The following is a 16,822-nucleotide window of genomic DNA, read 5'->3' on the forward strand; positions in this document are numbered from 1 at the left end:
TATTCCATATAATTTTCTTGGTATATGTATCGATTTTTTTAGATTTTTCATGATTTACTCAGTTTTTTTATAATTTTTTATTGATAAATGCCAGTTTTCCTGTTTTCCTATTTGGCAGTCAGGGTATTTTGTCTGCATTCATAATACTTATCCCGGCTTAAATCTACTGTTTCCTGTACATTTTTACCAAGAGCGGCCGCTGCCGCAATTTTAAAAATCACTCCGGCATATTCATCGCTGTCGCATTGTACTGTACCAAACAGCTTCCCTTCCCGGACGCCTTCAATTCCCTGGGGAGTCCCGTCAATACCAACTACCTTGATTGGTCTGGAACTTCCCTTGCGTTCAATGGCATCCGCTGCTCCCAGTGCCATATCATCGTTATTGCAGATCACTACCTCAATTTCACCCGGATACTGGGTCAGCCACTGCTCCATCCAGGCAGAAGCCTGACTTCTGTCCCAGTTTGCTATGGCACCCGTAATCTTTTCCAGAGGGACTCCTCCATCCTTTAGCGTCTGGATCGACCACTCGGTTCTGATCAGAGAATCCTGATGGCTGCTCTCTCCTTCCAAAAGGACATAGCTCACCTTACCATCTCCGTTTATATCCAGAGAACTCGGGTCAGCCTTGTAAGCTTCTACCAGCATATTTCCCTGGAGAGTAGCGGACTCTTTTGCATTTTCCCCTACATAGTAAAGCTTTTCCCAGCGCCGCATATCCTCTTCTACCGGCTCCCGGTTAAAAAATACTACGGGCGTATCTGCATCCATTGCTTTTCCAATAATATTTGATGCAGCCGACCGGTCAACCATATTGACGCAGATTGCATCATATCCCAGAGAAATAAAACGGTCTACCTGGCTGTTCTGGGTATTCTGGTTTCCCTTTGCATCCACGATTTCCATAACAATCTTAATGCCGGTGTTCTTTTCATATTCCTTGGCCTGATCTTCTAATTTTCCCCTTATGGTATTAATAAATGAATCATCTCCCCGGTATAAAGTCACCCCAATGCGAACTGCTTTGTTCCCTTCTTTTATCCCGGATTTGTAGTTCTGATAAAAAAAGCCCAGAACACACACAAACAAAAGAATAACCGCTGCCAGCACTCCATATTTTTTTTTCATTTCGATTCCCCCATTTAGTCAATCGGATATAAGATTTTTTCGAATTTGCTCTCTCTTAAATCTTCTCTTCGGATATAATAAGAATCCAGTACAATCTGCTCCTTTTGAAATCCTCTGTGGACCGACTCAACCGCTTTTTCAATGCTCCTGTACCCCGCATCAAACTGATCACTTACCACCAGTCCTTTTATCACCCCGTTGTCCAGATCAGTCAAAAGCCTGGTGGTACTTCCTACCCCGTAAAGACCATCCACATAACTGCCATAAACCGGACTTCCTGCAATAATTTCTGCCGTTTCGTCGAGACTTTTTGTGTCTATTGCTGCTATAATCACTTTTTCGCTCCCTGGATAGACAAGACCTTCTATCGCTTTGCGAAAGGTGTCTTCCATGGTCTTTTTATAAAGTTTCACTGTAAAACCGGCATTTTTCAGCTCACTTTCAGCACCTGCATAAATATCCCGGTTGTATCCATAGTCTAACCCTTCCATAAAGATCCATACCGGTTTGCCAGGAGAATTCTCCCTTGCTATTGCCTGTCCCAGCTTACGCCCTTCCTCTTCAAAATCCGGTGCAATCCCGCTTTTCACCTTCTCATTGGGAATTAAGTTACCAACAATGACTGCAGGACAGTTTAAAACCATATCATCCATTTTTTTTGCGCATTCTTCCGGCTTTACGGGAACTAACACAACTGCTAACGCTCCGTCATTAATCTCCCGTTTTACCAGTTCCAGCTGCTGATCCTGATCTCCCTTTTCATAAAGGGTAATGAAACTGACGTCAACATTATATTCTTCCGCCGCCTTATCCACACCTTTTCTGAAATTAGCAAAATAATCATCTGAGGTATCACTGATAATAATGGAAATCGGATAAATAACCGTCTTTTTCTCCTTAATGATCAAATCCGTGGAGGACAAAAGAAACAGGATCACAAGCACTACCGGCAAAATAACCCACAAAATCTTTTCCTGTTTTGTCATGATTGTTTCTCCTTTTCTAAAACGGAATCATAGGTCACAGCAGGGAGAAGAATGGTAATGGTGGTTCCCTCATCTGGCTCGGAATCAATGGTTAACCCGTAATTTTCCCCGAAATAAAGCTTGATTCTTTCATTCACATTCTTCACTCCAATACCGGAACCCTTTTTAGAGGTGACATGAACGTCATGGGAAAAGAGGCTTTTCACCTGTTCCTCTGTCATACCCAGGCCATTATCAGAAACCTGGATAATCAGATTATCTTCCTTTCGCATCACCGATAATTTTATTTCCCCCTCCCCATCCATGAATTCCATGCCATGATAGATGGCATTCTCCACCAGCGGCTGCAGAATCAGTTTTAAACTGGTTAATTCCATACATTCTTCCTCTGCCTGAATTTCATAGGTGAATTTATTTTTAAAACGCATATGCTGGATCATTAAATAGCTTCTTACATGTTCCAGTTCATCCCGGACTGTAATAATGCTTTTTCCTTTACTTAAGCTGATCCGGAAAAACCGGGCAAGTGCGGTAACCGCCTTAACTGCTTCGTTCTTTTGTTCATTTTCAATCATCCAGACGATAATGTCCAGAGTATTGTATAAAAAATGGGGATTAATTTGTGATTGCAGGGTATCAAATTCCTGTTTCCGTTTGGCCTCGTGTTCCGTTACAATGTCATCCATCAGAACGCGGATCTGTTTTGCCATATTTTTAATGGAATTACCCAAATGCTGAATTTCATAAGAGCCTCCGATGGAAACTGCAGTTTCCAAATCCCCTTCTTCCAGGATTCCTACGGATTTTTCCAACTCCTTGATAGGATTTGTTATACGAGATGAGATATAGGAGTTGATCAGTACAAGTATAAATAAGATAAGAGTAATCATGAATACAATAAAAAGCCTGGTTTTGATGGTATTTAAGGAAACTACACTATTAGGCGTAACACCAACGATTTTCCAGCCTGTATAGCCCACTGATTTAACTGTTATGATTCTGTTATCCCCTTCAAAAACTTCATGGTGAATCCCATCCTTATATCCGGATGCCACTTTATTGTTTTCCTTCAGCCTCCCTGAGTCAATTAACTGAATTCTTGGGTGATACAGGATTTCTCCGTCGCTTCCGATCAGATAGACATAACCGCCTTTACCTGTGGTGACTCCTTCAAATAGATGCTCCAGACTGGAATAGCTTAAATCCACCAGCAAAACGCCCTGGGTGGTAGATGTTCCTTCCGTCAGTTCCACCGCTCTGGACAGGGAGAACACCCATCGGTACTGGTTTTCATTGTTTTCAAATATATACTGGACGTGGGGATCGGAAAAATGCTGGTTTTCCGTTTTTTCAAGAGCATTGGAAAACCATTTCTCCCCCGTTATATTAAGATTCTTTTTCAGTCTTGCTGCTGGAACAGACTCCACCATTGCTCCGTCCTGGGTGAAAAGGGCAATGTTATCCACATTGTCCTTATTGTTGTCATACAGAAGGGTGATCTCATTATTGATGGACTGGGAAGAAAGGTCTGCATTCTTCACAGCCCCATAATAAAGAGAATCAGATAGTTTCATAACGGTCCGCAGATAGGATTCCACAGACCGTGCCACCTGATTAATCAGACTCTGATTTTCCTCCTGTACCACCTCTGCAACCTGAGAGGAAAGACGCTGGTATAAGGAAAGGGAAATAAGCAGGCCTGCGGCAAGGGCCGTTATGGTAAAATATACGAAAATGGTATAACGAATGCTGTTATTCTTCTTTTCCATTACCTCACTCCGCGAAATTTAGTAGGTGAAACTCCAAATTTCTTTTTAAACACATAGCTGAAATAGTTTTGCTCCGGATACCCTACCTTTGCCGCTATGACATAGGTCTTATCCTCGGTTTTGTTTAACAGTTCCACTGCCTTGTTTAACCTAAGATCAGTTAAATAGGCGATATAGGCCTGTCCGGTTTCCTTTTTAAACAGTGTGGAAAAATAAGCGGGGCTCATATGCAGATGGCGGCAGATCATTTCAACGGATAAATCCGGATTCTGATAATGATCCATAATATACTGTCTCGCCTCCTGAATCACCTGTCTTGTGGTAAGATCACGTTCCTGATTAATCGCCTGATTGATTTTTTCTGCAGCCTTGTAAAGCCAGGTACCAAATTCCCCTTTTTGCATCTTATCAAAGAATGTCATGGACTCCAGATCCCAGCCCATGATTTCTTCCAGATCAAGATCATACTGCTGTACCATCTGTATCACACTGTTTAATACTCCGAACATATAAACCTGCTGCTGTCTGAAATGTACTTTTGCAGATTCCATTTTCCCAATAATCTGTGTCACAGCAGCTTCAATCTTTCCATCAGGACCAAACTTGATGGCCGAAATCAGATCTGCCTCCAAAACACTGTCAAATTCCAGCTTTCCGCTTCCCACTGGTTCCATATCATTGATATAGATGGTACTGCCTTTTCCTGCTATGGCTTTATAGCCAAGAGCATCAATCGCCGACTGGTATGCATAAGGGATATTGGATAGTTCCTCACAGCTGTGACCAATTCCTATGGTAACGGGAACCTCCAGAATCCTTTTTGTTTCTTTGCAGATATCTCCAAATACATCGATCAGCCCGGTGATGAAATCGTCATCGAGAGCTACCACCACTACCATCTCAGCTTCCAGAACAGACTGAAACAGCGCAAATCTGCAGTATCCTTCCAGCTTCTCCCTGATAATCTGCATAACAGATACAGGGATCAGCTCCTCCTCACTGTGAAGACTCAGGGTATCATTCACCTCAGCCCGTTCAACCGAAACGGCTGCTATTATCCATTTCCATGCGCCTGCAATAGGGATATCGTATTCTTTTAGCTTCTGCTCTGCTATTTCATTGGAAAGGTTCTTGTGTACCAGATCATTAAAGAACTGCTCCCGGAATACAGGAAGGCTCTTTCTGTAATTTTCCCTGAGCCTGTTAATATTACGCTTTTCCTCTATTTCCCGGTCAAGGTTGCTTTTAATTCTTTTTAAAATAGAGGTAAGCTCCTCCACATTGACAGGCTTTAAAATGTATTCGGTCACATTTAGCTTAATTGCTTTCTGGGCATATTCAAAGTCGTCGTATCCGGAAAAAATAACAACTTTCATAGACGGATAACGCTGTCTTATTTTCTCTGCCAGTGCGAGACCATCCATATAAGGCATCCGGATATCCGTCAGTACCACATCCGGCTCCAGAACCTCTATTTTTTCAATGGCATCTTCCCCGTTTTCTGCATCGCCCACCACTTTAAAGCCAGCTGACTGCCATTCAATTTTCTTTATAATGCTTTTGCGGACTTCTTCCTCATCATCCACTAAAATGATACTGTATAGATCCATGCTGTTTACCCCTTTAAGAAACCTTACTGTTATGAAATCTGATAAAGCATTGCGTTGACAATTGCTGCTGCCACATTACTGCCGCCTTTTCTTCCTCTTGCCACAATATAGGGCACATCGGGAAGAGATAAAATCATCTCTTTGGACTGGATTACATTGACAAACCCTACCGGTACACCAATGATTAATCTGGGTTTTATGATTCCTTCCTGTATCAGCTCATGAAGATGAACCAGGGCAGTGGGTGCATTGCCAATAGCAAAAATACATTCTTTTGACAATCTGGCGGCTTTATCCATACTGGCATGAGCTCTCGTGGTCTGCCTGTTTTTCGCATCCTCTGCTACATCCTCATCTGCCATAAAGCAGTGGACGCTGCTTCCTGCCCGCTCCAGCGCTTTTTTATTGATTCCTGCTTTTCCCATGTTGGTATCAGTAATAACCGGAATTCCTTCTTTTAATGCTTCTATTCCAAGCTTAACCGCGTGGGGCGAAAATATCAGCTGATCGGCATAATCAAAATCTGCCGTTGTATGAATCACCCGTTTGATTACCAGTTCCTGCTCCGGATCCAGTTTCTTATCTCCCAGTTCCTGAGTTATAATTTCAAAGCTTCTCTTTTCTATTTCTTCAGGGCGAACCCGTTCCAGTTCTCTAAATTCCATTCTTTCCTCCGTTGTCACCGGTTAATCCCATCAGGCTGTAAATCCGGTCCATATTAAGGCTCTCCCGCAAAAGGTCTGCCAATCTGTCATACTGTTTTTCTTTATAATCCTGGTAGCTGAAAGCCGTGCCCGGCTGGCTGGGCAGCCCTTTTTTCTTTCTCAGCGCCCCTACTATGGTATCTGCAATCTGTTCACTGTCAAAGAAACCGTGTATATAGGTTCCGTATACGTTCTTTCTCTGACAGCCGTCCATCTTTGCCAGATGGGAACCGGACTGGCTTTCCATCACATAGGATAAGGGCGGCAGCGCACGTTCCGTCTGACCCATATGAATTTCATAGCCTTCTATATTCATTCCTGATAAATCTTCAAAGATCCCTTCCACTGCCGTACAGGAACCAGTTACCCTTGTTCTGGTTTTTTCTGCACCAAATTCAGTCCGTATGGGAAGCAGTCCCATGCCCCGTACAGAGGAAAGACCGGAAACAGACTCCACTGCCAGCGGATCCTTTAACTGTTCTCCCAGCATCTGAAAGCCGCCGCAGATTCCAAACACCGGAACTCCTGATGAACTCAGCTTTAATACTCCGGCCTCCAGACCATTCTGACGCATCCAGAGAAGATCCTCTATGGTGTTCTTGCTTCCCGGCAAAATCACAAGATCCGGTTTTCCAAGAGCCGATACAGAATCCACATAGCGAAGAGCCACAGACGGTATGGTGGAGAATACAGAAAAATCTGTAAAGTTAGAGATTCTTGGAAAACGGATGACCGCTATCTCTATCTCCGCCCCCTCTGTTTTTGCAGCTATGGAAAGATGATTTCCAAGGCTGTCTTCGTCCTCGATATCCACATCCATATAAGGAACCACTCCAGCCACGGGTATGTGAAGCCGATCTGTTATCATGTCAAGACCAGGCTCTAATATGGATTTATCTCCACGGAATTTATTCACTATCAGTCCACCGATTCTGTCTCTCTCTTCCTGCTCCAAAAGCATAACAGTGCCATAAAGCTGAGCAAATACTCCGCCCCGGTCAATATCTCCCACAAGCAGCACCGGCGCATCCGCCATCTTAGCCATTCCCATATTGACAATGTCTTCCTGCTTTAGATTGATCTCTGCCGGACTTCCTGCACCTTCAATTACAATAATGTCGTATTCCTCTGACAAAGTATCAAACGCATTTTTTATTTCCGGTATCAGTTTCTTTTTATAGGCAAAATACTCTTTTGCAGGCATATTGCCGATGGACACACCATTTACAATCACCTGGGAACCGGTATCATTGGTGGGCTTTAGCAAAACTGGATTCATGGCTGCTACTGGCTTGACGCCTGCTGCCTCAGCCTGCACTACCTGCGCCCGCCCCATCTCAAGCCCTTCCTCGGTAATAAAGGAATTAAGTGCCATATTCTGGGATTTAAAAGGAGCAACCCGGTATCCATCCTGCTTAAAAATCCGGCATAGTCCTGCCGTAATCAGACTTTTGCCTGCATTGGACATGGTCCCCTGAATCATAATCGTCTTTGCCATGTTCTCATTCTCCTTTTGTCAGTATGGATTTTAATACTGCAAGAAATGCATCATTTTCTCTTCTCTGCTTGACGCAGATCCGGTAATAGGTATGATCAAGCCCTCTGTAATTGGAACAGGATCTTATGAGCACCTGCCTGTCAAGCAATTCATTGTATAAAAGTTTTTCCACATTACAGGCGTTCTTTCTTGTATCTTTAAAAAACAAGTAGTTTGCCATGGAATCATAGACCAGAAAACCTAAGTCTTTTAAGTTTTTCTTTAGGTATTCCCGTTCACTGGAAATCAGCTGCCTTGTTTCTTTTACATATTCCGTTTCACCAAGGGCTGCTTCACCGGCTGCCTGAGCAAGCGCAGACACGCTCCAGGGCTGGCGGATCCGATTCATGAGTTCTATGGTTTTCTCACCTGTGGATATCCCATACCCAAGGCGGACTCCTGCCATGGCATAAATTTTTGTAAATGCTTTTAAAACAAACACATGATCATAGCCGCCATTTGAAATCAATTTCAGTACGGAATAAGATTCCGGATCATCGAGAAATTCATTAAAGCATTCATCGATTACACAGAAAATTCCTTTTTTTAAGCAGACATCAAGAAGTTCTTTCATCTCCTCTTTGGGGAGTGCAAACCCAGTAGGGTTATTGGGATTGCACAGGAATAACATTTCTACTTCCTGATCGTTTTCTTTCAGCCATTGGGTTATTTCTTTTACAGATAAGTGAAATCCATCCCTCTCATTTAAATCATACCATACAATTTCTGCAGAAAATGTCTCTAAAGCCTGCTCATATTCCAGAAAAGAGGGGGCTATTAACAAAGCCTTTTTGGGTTTTATAACCTGTACAATCTGAAAAATCAAATCTGCTGCTCCATTTCCACAGATAAGCTGCTTATCGGAAAATCCATGGAAAGCTCCAAGTTCTGTAATCAGTTTGCCGCAGCGGCTGTCCGGATAGCAGGAACAGTTTTCAACCGCCTGTAATAATGCATTTTTTACACCATTTGCAAGCCCAAGGGGATTGATATTCGCTGAATAATCCATGGTAACCTGGTTGGTGTAAATGTCTCCTCCATGCTGATATTCCATATTTATTTCTCCCAATTATGTGTATCTTCTAAAACGCGATTAAAAGCAGGATTCCAACGGGAATCAGCGCCAGTATGTAAGTAACTGTCATCAGGACGTTAGCCCTTACTATATCTTTATACTCCACTGCCCTCACCGGATCTCCAATCACAGGTTTTTCATATAAGGTTCCAAAATACCATGCATTTCCAGCCAGTTCAATCTGAAGAATTCCGGCGCAGGCAGATTCCGTCTGTGCGGAATTGGGACTTTTGTGATTAAAACGGTCCCGTTTCCAGATCCGGAAACCATTATTCCCATTAAATTTACTGCCGAAAAACAGCTGGCATAAATATCCTGCCGCCAGCATGAAAAAAGCGGATACTCGGGCCGGAATAAAATTAACCAGATCATCCAGTTTTGCAGCACACCGTCCAAACCAGAGATACCGGTCATTTTTATAACCTACCATGGAATCCATGGTGTTCACTGCCTTATATAGGAATACACCGGTTCCTCCAAAGAGGGCCATGAAAATCAAAGGTGCAATCACACCATCAGAGGTATTCTCCGCCACAGTTTCCACCGCTGCCTTTGTTATACCCATATCAGTGAGATTTTTTGTATCACGGCCCACGATCATGGATACAGCATGCCTTGCCTCTTCCGTATCCTGTTTTAAAAATGCACGGTATACCTTCATACTCTCTTTCCTTAAGGAATGCCACGCCATCATCTGGAAACACATGATGCTTTCCAGAGCCACTCCGGCGATGGGAGAAATGCCGTAAGAAACTGCTAAGAGCGCAAATGAACTCCCCCCGGCTGCAAGCAGAACCAGCAAAACCAGCCATACACCTGCCTGTCTTTCTCCTGCCTCATTTTGCGGAAACAGGGGTCTTAATTTTTTCTCCAGCCAGCTTATCAGGTTTCCAATTCCGCAAACCGGGTGCCACAAGGATAAGGGATCTCCAAAGCACGCATCCAGAAAGCAGCCAATCAGAACCGCAATTATATGATATTTAAACATAAGTCAGTCCTTTTTCTCTTCTATTTTATCCGGGCAGGTATGCCACATACCATGCGATAAACTTCGCCACTGTGTTTTGCCAGCTTCACTGCCGCTCTGCCGGCACTTTCCCTCCACCGCCTGTCAAATGGATCTTGGGGTACGATCCCGCAGCCAAGCTCATTCATGGTAATAATCACATCCGGATTATGTTCCACAATTTCCTGGATCAATTGGTCCGGGTCTTTTTCTTCTTGTAACAGTCTTCTGACGTATTCATGAAAATCATGAATGATTGTGCATTCAAGGGCTGCCTCACAGGAATCTGTGGCGCCCTCTATAACCTTTTCACAGTCTTTCGATTCTATATTTGCGATTTGCAGGGCATAGTCAAGCTTCCCCTGCCATGCTCCTCCGATAATTAATTTCATTCCAATTCCTTTCTGATGCCGGTATCATTTCATATGGGAAAGAATAGCCAGTCCCATCACAAGAGCCAGCTCCAGAACCTGGAGAAAGTATCCCGCAAGATCTCCTGTGATACCCCCAAATTCCCGTTTTGACATGTGATAATAATATAAAAACACCATAAACGATATGGCAAAAACTCCTGATACTGCAGGAACTCCTGTCAAAAGCCATACTGCAAGCAAAGAAATAATAAGATAAAGAACCATAACAGTTCCAACCACTCTTTTATGAGCTCCATCTGAAAAAGCTGCAGCCAGTCCGCTTTTTTTCGCCATAGGAAAGGTAACTACAGAGAGCCCGCTTAGCGCTCTTGTTATAACAAATGTAATACAAAATGCAGGGATCATCACTGGTCGCATTTCCATAAAAAATGCCAGATATAAAAGGAAATAGATTCCGCATCCAATGATGGCAAAGGCTCCTGTATGAGGGTCTTTGAGTATCTCCAGTTTTTTCTCTGTTTCACCGTGGGATGATTTTGCATCAATTACATCTAACAATCCATCCATGTGGATTCCGCCTGTAACCGCTACAGGGATAACAACAGGCAGTATCTGTGCCAAAAAGGGGAATCCCATAGTACGAAAAAGGAAGATGGCACCGTATTCCATCAAACCGATTACAGCACCTATGAGGGGGAAAAAGCACATGGCATATTTCATCCGTTCTTTTGTCCACTGAACCTGGGGCACAGGAATCCTGGAATACATGGAAAACGCTATCATCATACTGCCGGGTAGATTCATGGTACTGCCCCTTTCTTTCTATTAAATAACTTTGTATTTAGCATCTTACAGCCATTAAAAAATATAATATCACAAAATCTGGTAAATGTCATTTCCTAATCATGATCCAGTTTAGACCGGAGAGGTTCAGATGGGTGCAGCTTAGGTTTTGAATATCTTTATAGGGCATAGGAAGAGAACTGTCTGCTGCTATGCCTCAAATAGTATAGAAAAGGACAATAAAAATGTGGATATTGGGCATGTGTAGGAAGAAGACTTTGTCTTGCCTCGCAAGCTACAAGACGGCGGGGCAAGAATAAAGAGTCAATTGCTTCTATGCCAAAATTAGGGATTAGAGAGGTCGGAAAGTCAGGAATACATGGCAGGGGAGCCGAAAAGAAGTCATCTCTGCCCCTGCTGATAACGACGGGGCAAAAATAAACAGCAGTGCTTTCAACTTTTTCAACTCTTAATCATGGTTCTTTTCCTTTTTCATCTTTTATGATAAACTTGAATCATCAATTATACAGGGGGAAAATGTATGTTATTGGAATTCACTTACACAAAAAAGGAGTATGCAGACGGTTGGAGGAGATTTTTTTTCCTGACAAAAGTAATTAAGAAATTTGATCTGGTTGTTATGGCATTTTCTTTACTGATTCCGCTCTATTTATTCTACCAATATGGCTTTAACAGGTTTTATATCATGCTGGCGTTCGTAATATATTTTTTTAATATTATCATTGTTGCAGTCTTCTTCATACGTCCTTACATGTTTTATCAAGAGTATGAACAACTTCATCATCCCTATAAGCTATTGTTTGAAGACGATAAAATCACCTTTGACGCTCACGCCATCCATTCTACCTTATCCTGGGATATCTACAAACACTATATGGAGAACAAGAACTATTTTTATATTATTCAGAAAAAGCGTACCTACACCTTAATACCAAAACGTATTTTTGCATCAGAAAATGAACTCAACGAATTCCGGCAGCTTTTAACCGCTCATTTAACAACTCCTTAAAACATACAGGCTGCCGCATTCAAAGACATCTTGGTCCTTAATGCGGCAGCCCTATTAATAATTCTGCCTAAATCAGTTTTTCCAGATCCGGAAGCACCTCTAAGCTTCTCTTTAAAATCCCCTTCATGTAAGCAATGGCAGTTCCATAGTTGGTAAAGGGCACTCCTGCATCCGCGGCTGTCTTTCTGCGGTAAACCATCTCCCTTTCATTTAACATACAGCTGCCGCAGTGAATAATCAGCTTATAGTCAGAAAGTTCTTCGGGGAACTCTCTGCCTGAAGACGTTTCAATCACAAGATCCTTACCCGTAAATTCCTTCAGCCAACGGGGAAGTTTTACCGTACCGATGTCATCACACTGTCTGTGGTGGGTACAGCCTTCTGATATAAGAACTTTATCTCCATCTTTTAGCGTGCTGATTGCCGCCACTCCTTTGATCGCATCCTCTAAAAAGCCTTTGTACCGTGCCATCAGAATGGAAAATGAGGTCAGGAGAATGTCATCTGGCGTATCCTTATTCACCTGTTCAAATGCCTGACTGTCTGTTATAACCAGATAAGGCCTGGTTCCAAGCTTTTCAATGGTCTGCTTAAGTTCCGTATCTCTTACGGATATGGCAACCGCTCCGGCCTCTAATATGTCCCTCATGGTCTGCTGCTGTGGCAGAATAATTCTTCCCTTTGGAGCTGCAGAATCAATAGGGATAACCAGAATGACTAGATCGCAGGGCTTTAGCAAATCGCCTACAATCCGCATCTTCATGTCGCCTGTATTGACCAGAACTCCGATCCGCTCTTTCAGTTCATGAATCCGAAATCCTGTCTGGGCACTGACAGAAAGACCATCTTCATAATCTCCCTCTCCCACAAGATCCGACTTGTTATACGCAACTACATAAGGAATATTTTTCTCTTTAAACAATCCGATCAGCTGCTGGTCCACTTCTGTCTTTCCTGCAGTTCCATCCACCACCAGGACTGCACAGTCTACGCGGTTTAAGATCTGTTTTGTCTTACGCACACGCATCTCACCCAAAGCACCTTCATCATCGAAGCCTGGTGTATCGATAATCACTACTGGTCCCATGGGAAGAAGTTCCATGGATTTATGAACGGGATCTGTTGTGGTTCCTTTGATATCTGATACCACAGACAGCTCCTGTCCGGTTACTGCATTGACTACACTTGATTTTCCTGCATTGCGGCGGCCAAAAAAGCCGATATGAATTCTCTCAGATGACGGTGTCTCATTTAATCCCATGTTTATCTCCTCTTTTATGTCGTCTGCGGGGTATCAGAACCGGAAATCCCGGATTCCAGCTTCAATCTTTTCCAGATGATCTTCACAGATCGTCCGTACCTTCTCTTTGGGGATATTATTTAATTCAGCAGCAATTAACGCCTCGCCTACTTTCCGTGTATCCTCGGAAGCATAGTCCATTAAATATTCTTTTAATGTCATCAATGCGTTTGGCTGGCAGCAGTTTTGAATCTGACCGCTTTTACAGAGACTCATAAAACGGTCGCCGGTTCTTCCTTCTCTGTAGCATGCCGTACAGAAAGAAGGGATATAGCCTAAATCCATCAGCCAGTGTACCACCTCGTCAAGGGTTCTCTGGTCCGATACGTCAAACTGTTCTGTATCGGTAGGACGAACCTCTTCTTCGTAACCACCAACACTGGTTCTGGAACCGCCGCTGATCTGGGAAACTCCAAGGCGAATCACCTTTTCTCTCACACTCTGGCTTTCTCTGGTGGATACGATCATGCCTGTGTATGGAACGCAAACACGGATCAGAGCGCACAGCTTTGCAAAAATCTCGTCACTAATTCCGTTAGAAAAAGCATTGGGATCAATATCGTCAGCACTCTTAATACGTGGGACACTGATGGTATGAGGGCCTACTCCATGAACTGCTTCTAAGTGCTCCGCATGCATTAACAGGCCTGCAAATTCATATTTGTACCGTTCCAGTCCAAATAAAACTCCAATTCCCACGTCGTCAATACCGCCCTCCATAGCCCGGTCCATGGCTTCTGTATGGTAAGCGTAATTATGCTTTGGTCCTGTTGGGTGAAGGCTTTCATAGCTTTCCTTGTGATATGTTTCCTGAAATAAAATATAGGTTCCGATTCCGGCATCTTTTAACTTCCGGTAATTTTCCACGGTGGTGGCTGCTATGTTAACATTCACTCTGCGAATGGCACCGTTTTTATGCTTGATGGAATAAATGGTATTGATACATTCCAGGATGTATTCAATGGGGTTATTAACAGGATCTTCTCCAGCTTCAAGAGCAAGCCGTTTATGCCCCATGTCCTGAAGGGCAACAACTTCTCTGGCAAGTTCTTCCTGTGTCAGTTTCTTTCTTGCAATATGTTTGTTCTTTAAATGATAGGGGCAATAGGTACAGCCATTTACACAGTAATTGGACAGATAGAGAGGTGCAAACATAACAATCCGGGTACCGTAAAACTTCTTTTTAATCTCCTCTGCAAGATCATAAAGTTCTTTGATCTTTTCCGGGATATCGCAGGCTAAAAGAACGGAAGCCTCCCTGTGGGTCAGCCCCTTTAATTCTCTGGCCTTTGCAATAATCTGATCAATCAGTTCCACATTGTCTTTGTTTTGTTCCGCATAATCAAGAGTTTCCAGAATTTCTTCATGAGAAATGAATTCTTCCGCTTTCAGCGATTTTGGATCATACATAGTAATTCACCCTTTCTTTTGGGTCAGCATCTGCTTTCCCGTCAGTGTTTTTTTGTACTTCTAAGCATTCACATTCTGATAGGCTGTTTTGGAACTGATTCCACTTAACTTTCCGATCTTTCCGGTAAGCGCGGAAATGGTACTTTGAGGAGCATCTACCGCAATGCTGATGACACTCACTCCTTTTTTCGGATATGGAATTCCCATTCGTCCGATGATGTAATGTCGGTATTCATGTAGAATTTCGTTTAAAATTTCTACAGAATCTTCCTCCTCCACAACAATACCGATCACAGCAATTCTTGTTTCCATGCTTATCCCCTTCTTTCCGTCTTTCTTTTCTCATTTGAACAAGAAAAGCCGCGCCAATCAGGCGCGGCAAACAAACAATTCCTCAATTGCCGAACCTTCTACCTCAAAACTGGTTTTTGGTATCAGGATGCTACTATGTGATAAATATAACATACTTGAGGATTTTTTTCAATTAATTCCTTCTTTGATTTTTATGGGGATCCCTGCCACTACTTCCACCACCATATGAGCCCTGTTTGCTGCAAGCTGATTGATGCTTCCAAGAACCTTGCGGTATTCATTGGTTTCGGGGCTGTAATGATCTCCATCAGAAAAAACTTCATTTGTCACGATAACCAGATGATCGGTCTGCTGCTCTAAATGAAAGATTCCTTCTGTAATCTCTGCCGCAGCTGTTTTTTTATCAAGAACCGGTAAGTCTCCTTCTTCCCACAGGCCAAACAGCTCATTGGATACCAGATTGGACATGCATTCCAGAAGAACAACGGAAGGTCTTGATTTAAAAACCAGATTTTTTAAGCTGCGGTAACATTCTACCGTCTCAAACTGCTTTTCTTCCCTCATTTTCCGGTGTCTTAAGATTCTGTTTCTGCATTCCTCATCCCACGGTTTCATGGTGGCAATATAGACTTTTCTGTCTCCGCCCAGAGAAACCGCCAGGTTTTCTGCATATTCTGATTTTCCGCTGCCGCTTCCTCCGATAATCAGGGCAGTCATGACGGATCCTCCATAGGCTTATAAGCCTCGATCTCAATATCTTCAAAAGAGCTCATGGTTCCATATACATCTGCCGCCATTTGAAGCAGCGGAACTGCCGCAATCGCCCCCGTCCCTTCTCCCAGACACATACCCGCCTGAATAAGAGGAGACAATTCCAGTTCTTCCAGAAGAATGCGTCCTGCGGGTTCTGCTGATACATGGGAGGCAATCATAAAATCCCGGCACCCCGGATAAATCCGTTCCGCCAAAAGTGCCGCGACTGCTGATATGAAGCCGTCTAAAAGTACAGGAATGCGGTAAATGGCTCCTCCTAAAAAGATTCCCGTCATACCAGCCAGATCAAAACCGCCCACTGCTGACAGGATATCAATTTCATCCTGACAATTGGGACTGTATCTGGCTACCGCCTCCTGAATCACCTTACGTTTCTTTATCAGGCCAGCATCATTTAACCCGGCACCCCTTCCGGTCAGATGCGTTGGGTCCTGCTTTAATAAAAGCGCTGCAACCGCACTGCTGGTGGTTGTATTTCCGATTCCCATCTCACCGGTCGCCGCCAGATCATACCCTTTATCTGAGAGTCCGCCCATTAGTTCGATTCCTGTTATGATTGCCTGCACAGCTTCATTTCTGGTCATTGCATTGGTTTTACTAAAATTTTTGGTTCCATATGCAATTTTTTTGTTTATTAACGGATAGGTGGAACCGGACTCCAGATCTCTCGCAACCCCCATATCAACCGGAAATACGTCCACTCCTGCCCGCTTTGCCATAATACACACACTGCTGTTGCCTCGTGTCATGTTTTCTGCCACCACTGCAGTCACTTCCATACCGGTCTGGGTAACACCTTCTTCCACAATTCCGTTATCTGCACACAGAATCAGAAGTCCGCGTTTTTTTAATGTTACCAGTGAGTTACCCCTGATCCCCGCGATTTTTACAATATCATCTTCCAACACACCAAGGCTGTTTAAGGGCTTGGCTACATGAGCCCAGCGCAGACGTGCTGTCTCCATTGCTTTCTTATCAGGCTGCTGTATCGCTGATAAATATTCCTTTAGTTCCTCATTCAT

16 protein-coding genes are annotated in these 16,822 nt (G+C 43.4%); 1 reads left to right on the forward strand and 15 read right to left on the reverse strand.

Annotated features, from left to right (window positions below; genetic code table 11):
• Positions 1-107 precede the first annotated feature (107 nt).
• Genes ACOAOT_RS10810 through ACOAOT_RS10855 form a run of 10 tightly spaced genes read right to left on the reverse strand, consistent with a single transcriptional unit; the run spans position 108 to position 10,995 of the window.
• On the reverse strand, positions 108-1,130 hold the full coding sequence (locus ACOAOT_RS10810; protein WP_420216973.1) for a galactose ABC transporter substrate-binding protein: 1,023 nt from the start codon (positions 1,128-1,130) through the stop codon (positions 108-110).
• A 14-nt stretch (positions 1,131-1,144) separates the two neighbouring features.
• Entirely contained in the window at positions 1,145-2,116 is a 972-nt protein-coding gene (locus ACOAOT_RS10815; protein WP_420216974.1) for a substrate-binding domain-containing protein, read from the reverse strand.
• Positions 2,113-3,885, reverse strand: coding sequence for a sensor histidine kinase (locus tag ACOAOT_RS10820; RefSeq protein ID WP_420216975.1), 1,773 nt, complete (start codon positions 3,883-3,885; stop codon positions 2,113-2,115). The genes ACOAOT_RS10815 and ACOAOT_RS10820 overlap by 4 nt, the downstream gene beginning before the upstream one ends.
• The gene (locus tag ACOAOT_RS10825; RefSeq protein ID WP_420216976.1) at positions 3,885-5,495 is read right to left on the reverse strand and encodes a response regulator transcription factor; all 1,611 of its coding nucleotides are present in this window, start codon (positions 5,493-5,495) and stop codon (positions 3,885-3,887) included. Before ACOAOT_RS10825 ends, ACOAOT_RS10820 begins: the two co-directional genes overlap by 1 nt.
• A 29-nt stretch (positions 5,496-5,524) precedes the next feature.
• Positions 5,525-6,160: a precorrin-8X methylmutase gene (locus ACOAOT_RS10830; RefSeq protein WP_104438507.1), complete on the reverse strand. Its 636-nt coding sequence runs from the start codon at positions 6,158-6,160 to the stop codon at positions 5,525-5,527.
• A complete protein-coding gene (locus ACOAOT_RS10835) occupies positions 6,150-7,697 on the reverse strand; it encodes a cobyric acid synthase (protein WP_420216977.1) in 1,548 nt (515 codons plus the stop codon). Before ACOAOT_RS10835 ends, ACOAOT_RS10830 begins: the two co-directional genes overlap by 11 nt.
• Before the next feature lie 4 nt (positions 7,698-7,701).
• Positions 7,702-8,790 (reverse strand): pyridoxal phosphate-dependent aminotransferase, encoded by a 1,089-nt coding sequence (locus ACOAOT_RS10840; protein WP_420216978.1) that lies wholly within the window; start codon positions 8,788-8,790, stop codon positions 7,702-7,704.
• A 28-nt stretch (positions 8,791-8,818) separates the two neighbouring features.
• Positions 8,819-9,799, reverse strand: coding sequence for an adenosylcobinamide-phosphate synthase CbiB (gene cbiB / locus ACOAOT_RS10845; protein ID WP_420216979.1), 981 nt, complete (start codon positions 9,797-9,799; stop codon positions 8,819-8,821).
• 20 nt (positions 9,800-9,819) lie between these two features.
• Positions 9,820-10,209 carry a bifunctional adenosylcobinamide kinase/adenosylcobinamide-phosphate guanylyltransferase gene (locus ACOAOT_RS10850; RefSeq protein WP_420216980.1) on the reverse strand — a complete coding sequence of 130 codons (390 nt, stop codon included), beginning with the start codon at positions 10,207-10,209 and terminating at the stop codon, positions 9,820-9,822.
• A gap of 24 nt (positions 10,210-10,233) precedes the next feature.
• The gene (locus ACOAOT_RS10855; protein WP_420216981.1) at positions 10,234-10,995 is read right to left on the reverse strand and encodes an adenosylcobinamide-GDP ribazoletransferase; all 762 of its coding nucleotides are present in this window, start codon (positions 10,993-10,995) and stop codon (positions 10,234-10,236) included.
• Between the two features lie 520 nt (positions 10,996-11,515).
• Here ACOAOT_RS10855 and ACOAOT_RS10860 point away from each other — a divergent pair.
• Entirely contained in the window at positions 11,516-12,004 is a 489-nt protein-coding gene (locus tag ACOAOT_RS10860) for a YcxB family protein (protein ID WP_420216982.1), read from the forward strand.
• A 67-nt stretch (positions 12,005-12,071) separates the two neighbouring features.
• On the opposite strand, the gene hydF is transcribed toward ACOAOT_RS10860, so the two are convergent.
• The 5 genes from hydF to cobT form a co-directional block, all read right to left on the reverse strand.
• Complete coding sequence (gene hydF / locus ACOAOT_RS10865) at positions 12,072-13,265, reverse strand: [FeFe] hydrogenase H-cluster maturation GTPase HydF (protein ID WP_104438500.1); 1,194 nt, start codon at positions 13,263-13,265, stop codon at positions 12,072-12,074.
• 33 nt (positions 13,266-13,298) lie between these two features.
• A complete protein-coding gene (gene hydG / locus ACOAOT_RS10870; protein ID WP_420216983.1) occupies positions 13,299-14,714 on the reverse strand; it encodes a [FeFe] hydrogenase H-cluster radical SAM maturase HydG in 1,416 nt (471 codons plus the stop codon).
• 60 nt (positions 14,715-14,774) lie between these two features.
• Positions 14,775-15,026, reverse strand: a complete 252-nt coding sequence (locus tag ACOAOT_RS10875; protein WP_104438498.1) for a TM1266 family iron-only hydrogenase system putative regulator — start codon at positions 15,024-15,026, stop codon at positions 14,775-14,777.
• Positions 15,027-15,194: 168 nt separating this feature from the next.
• A complete protein-coding gene (locus ACOAOT_RS10880; protein ID WP_420216984.1) occupies positions 15,195-15,743 on the reverse strand; it encodes a bifunctional adenosylcobinamide kinase/adenosylcobinamide-phosphate guanylyltransferase in 549 nt (182 codons plus the stop codon).
• Positions 15,740-16,822: a nicotinate-nucleotide--dimethylbenzimidazole phosphoribosyltransferase gene (gene cobT / locus ACOAOT_RS10885; protein WP_420216985.1), complete on the reverse strand. Its 1,083-nt coding sequence runs from the start codon at positions 16,820-16,822 to the stop codon at positions 15,740-15,742. Before cobT ends, ACOAOT_RS10880 begins: the two co-directional genes overlap by 4 nt.

It is taken from the genome of Lacrimispora struthionigena (genome assembly GCF_048627165.1).
Lineage (GTDB): Bacteria > Bacillota > Clostridia > Lachnospirales > Lachnospiraceae > Lacrimispora.

What these genes read in the sequence shown, in the direction of transcription:
- ACOAOT_RS10810 (WP_420216973.1), bottom strand. Translation starts at nt 1,130, where the DNA reads ATGAAAAAAAAATATGGAGTGCTGGCAGCGGTTATTCTTTTGTTTGTG.
- ACOAOT_RS10815 (WP_420216974.1), bottom strand. Translation starts at nt 2,116, where the DNA reads ATGACAAAACAGGAAAAGATTTTGTGGGTTATTTTGCCGGTAGTGCTT.
- ACOAOT_RS10820 (WP_420216975.1), bottom strand. Translation starts at nt 3,885, where the DNA reads ATGGAAAAGAAGAATAACAGCATTCGTTATACCATTTTCGTATATTTT.
- ACOAOT_RS10825 (WP_420216976.1), bottom strand. Translation starts at nt 5,495, where the DNA reads ATGGATCTATACAGTATCATTTTAGTGGATGATGAGGAAGAAGTCCGC.
- ACOAOT_RS10830 (WP_104438507.1), bottom strand. Translation starts at nt 6,160, where the DNA reads ATGGAATTTAGAGAACTGGAACGGGTTCGCCCTGAAGAAATAGAAAAG.
- ACOAOT_RS10835 (WP_420216977.1), bottom strand. Translation starts at nt 7,697, where the DNA reads ATGGCAAAGACGATTATGATTCAGGGGACCATGTCCAATGCAGGCAAA.
- ACOAOT_RS10840 (WP_420216978.1), bottom strand. Translation starts at nt 8,790, where the DNA reads ATGGAATATCAGCATGGAGGAGACATTTACACCAACCAGGTTACCATG.
- cbiB (WP_420216979.1), bottom strand. Translation starts at nt 9,799, where the DNA reads ATGTTTAAATATCATATAATTGCGGTTCTGATTGGCTGCTTTCTGGAT.
- ACOAOT_RS10850 (WP_420216980.1), bottom strand. Translation starts at nt 10,209, where the DNA reads ATGAAATTAATTATCGGAGGAGCATGGCAGGGGAAGCTTGACTATGCC.
- ACOAOT_RS10855 (WP_420216981.1), bottom strand. Translation starts at nt 10,995, where the DNA reads ATGAATCTACCCGGCAGTATGATGATAGCGTTTTCCATGTATTCCAGG.
- ACOAOT_RS10860 (WP_420216982.1), top strand. Translation starts at nt 11,516, where the DNA reads ATGTTATTGGAATTCACTTACACAAAAAAGGAGTATGCAGACGGTTGG.
- hydF (WP_104438500.1), bottom strand. Translation starts at nt 13,265, where the DNA reads ATGGGATTAAATGAGACACCGTCATCTGAGAGAATTCATATCGGCTTT.
- hydG (WP_420216983.1), bottom strand. Translation starts at nt 14,714, where the DNA reads ATGTATGATCCAAAATCGCTGAAAGCGGAAGAATTCATTTCTCATGAA.
- ACOAOT_RS10875 (WP_104438498.1), bottom strand. Translation starts at nt 15,026, where the DNA reads ATGGAAACAAGAATTGCTGTGATCGGTATTGTTGTGGAGGAGGAAGAT.
- ACOAOT_RS10880 (WP_420216984.1), bottom strand. Translation starts at nt 15,743, where the DNA reads ATGACTGCCCTGATTATCGGAGGAAGCGGCAGCGGAAAATCAGAATAT.
- cobT (WP_420216985.1), bottom strand. Translation starts at nt 16,822, where the DNA reads ATGAATGAGGAACTAAAGGAATATTTATCAGCGATACAGCAGCCTGAT.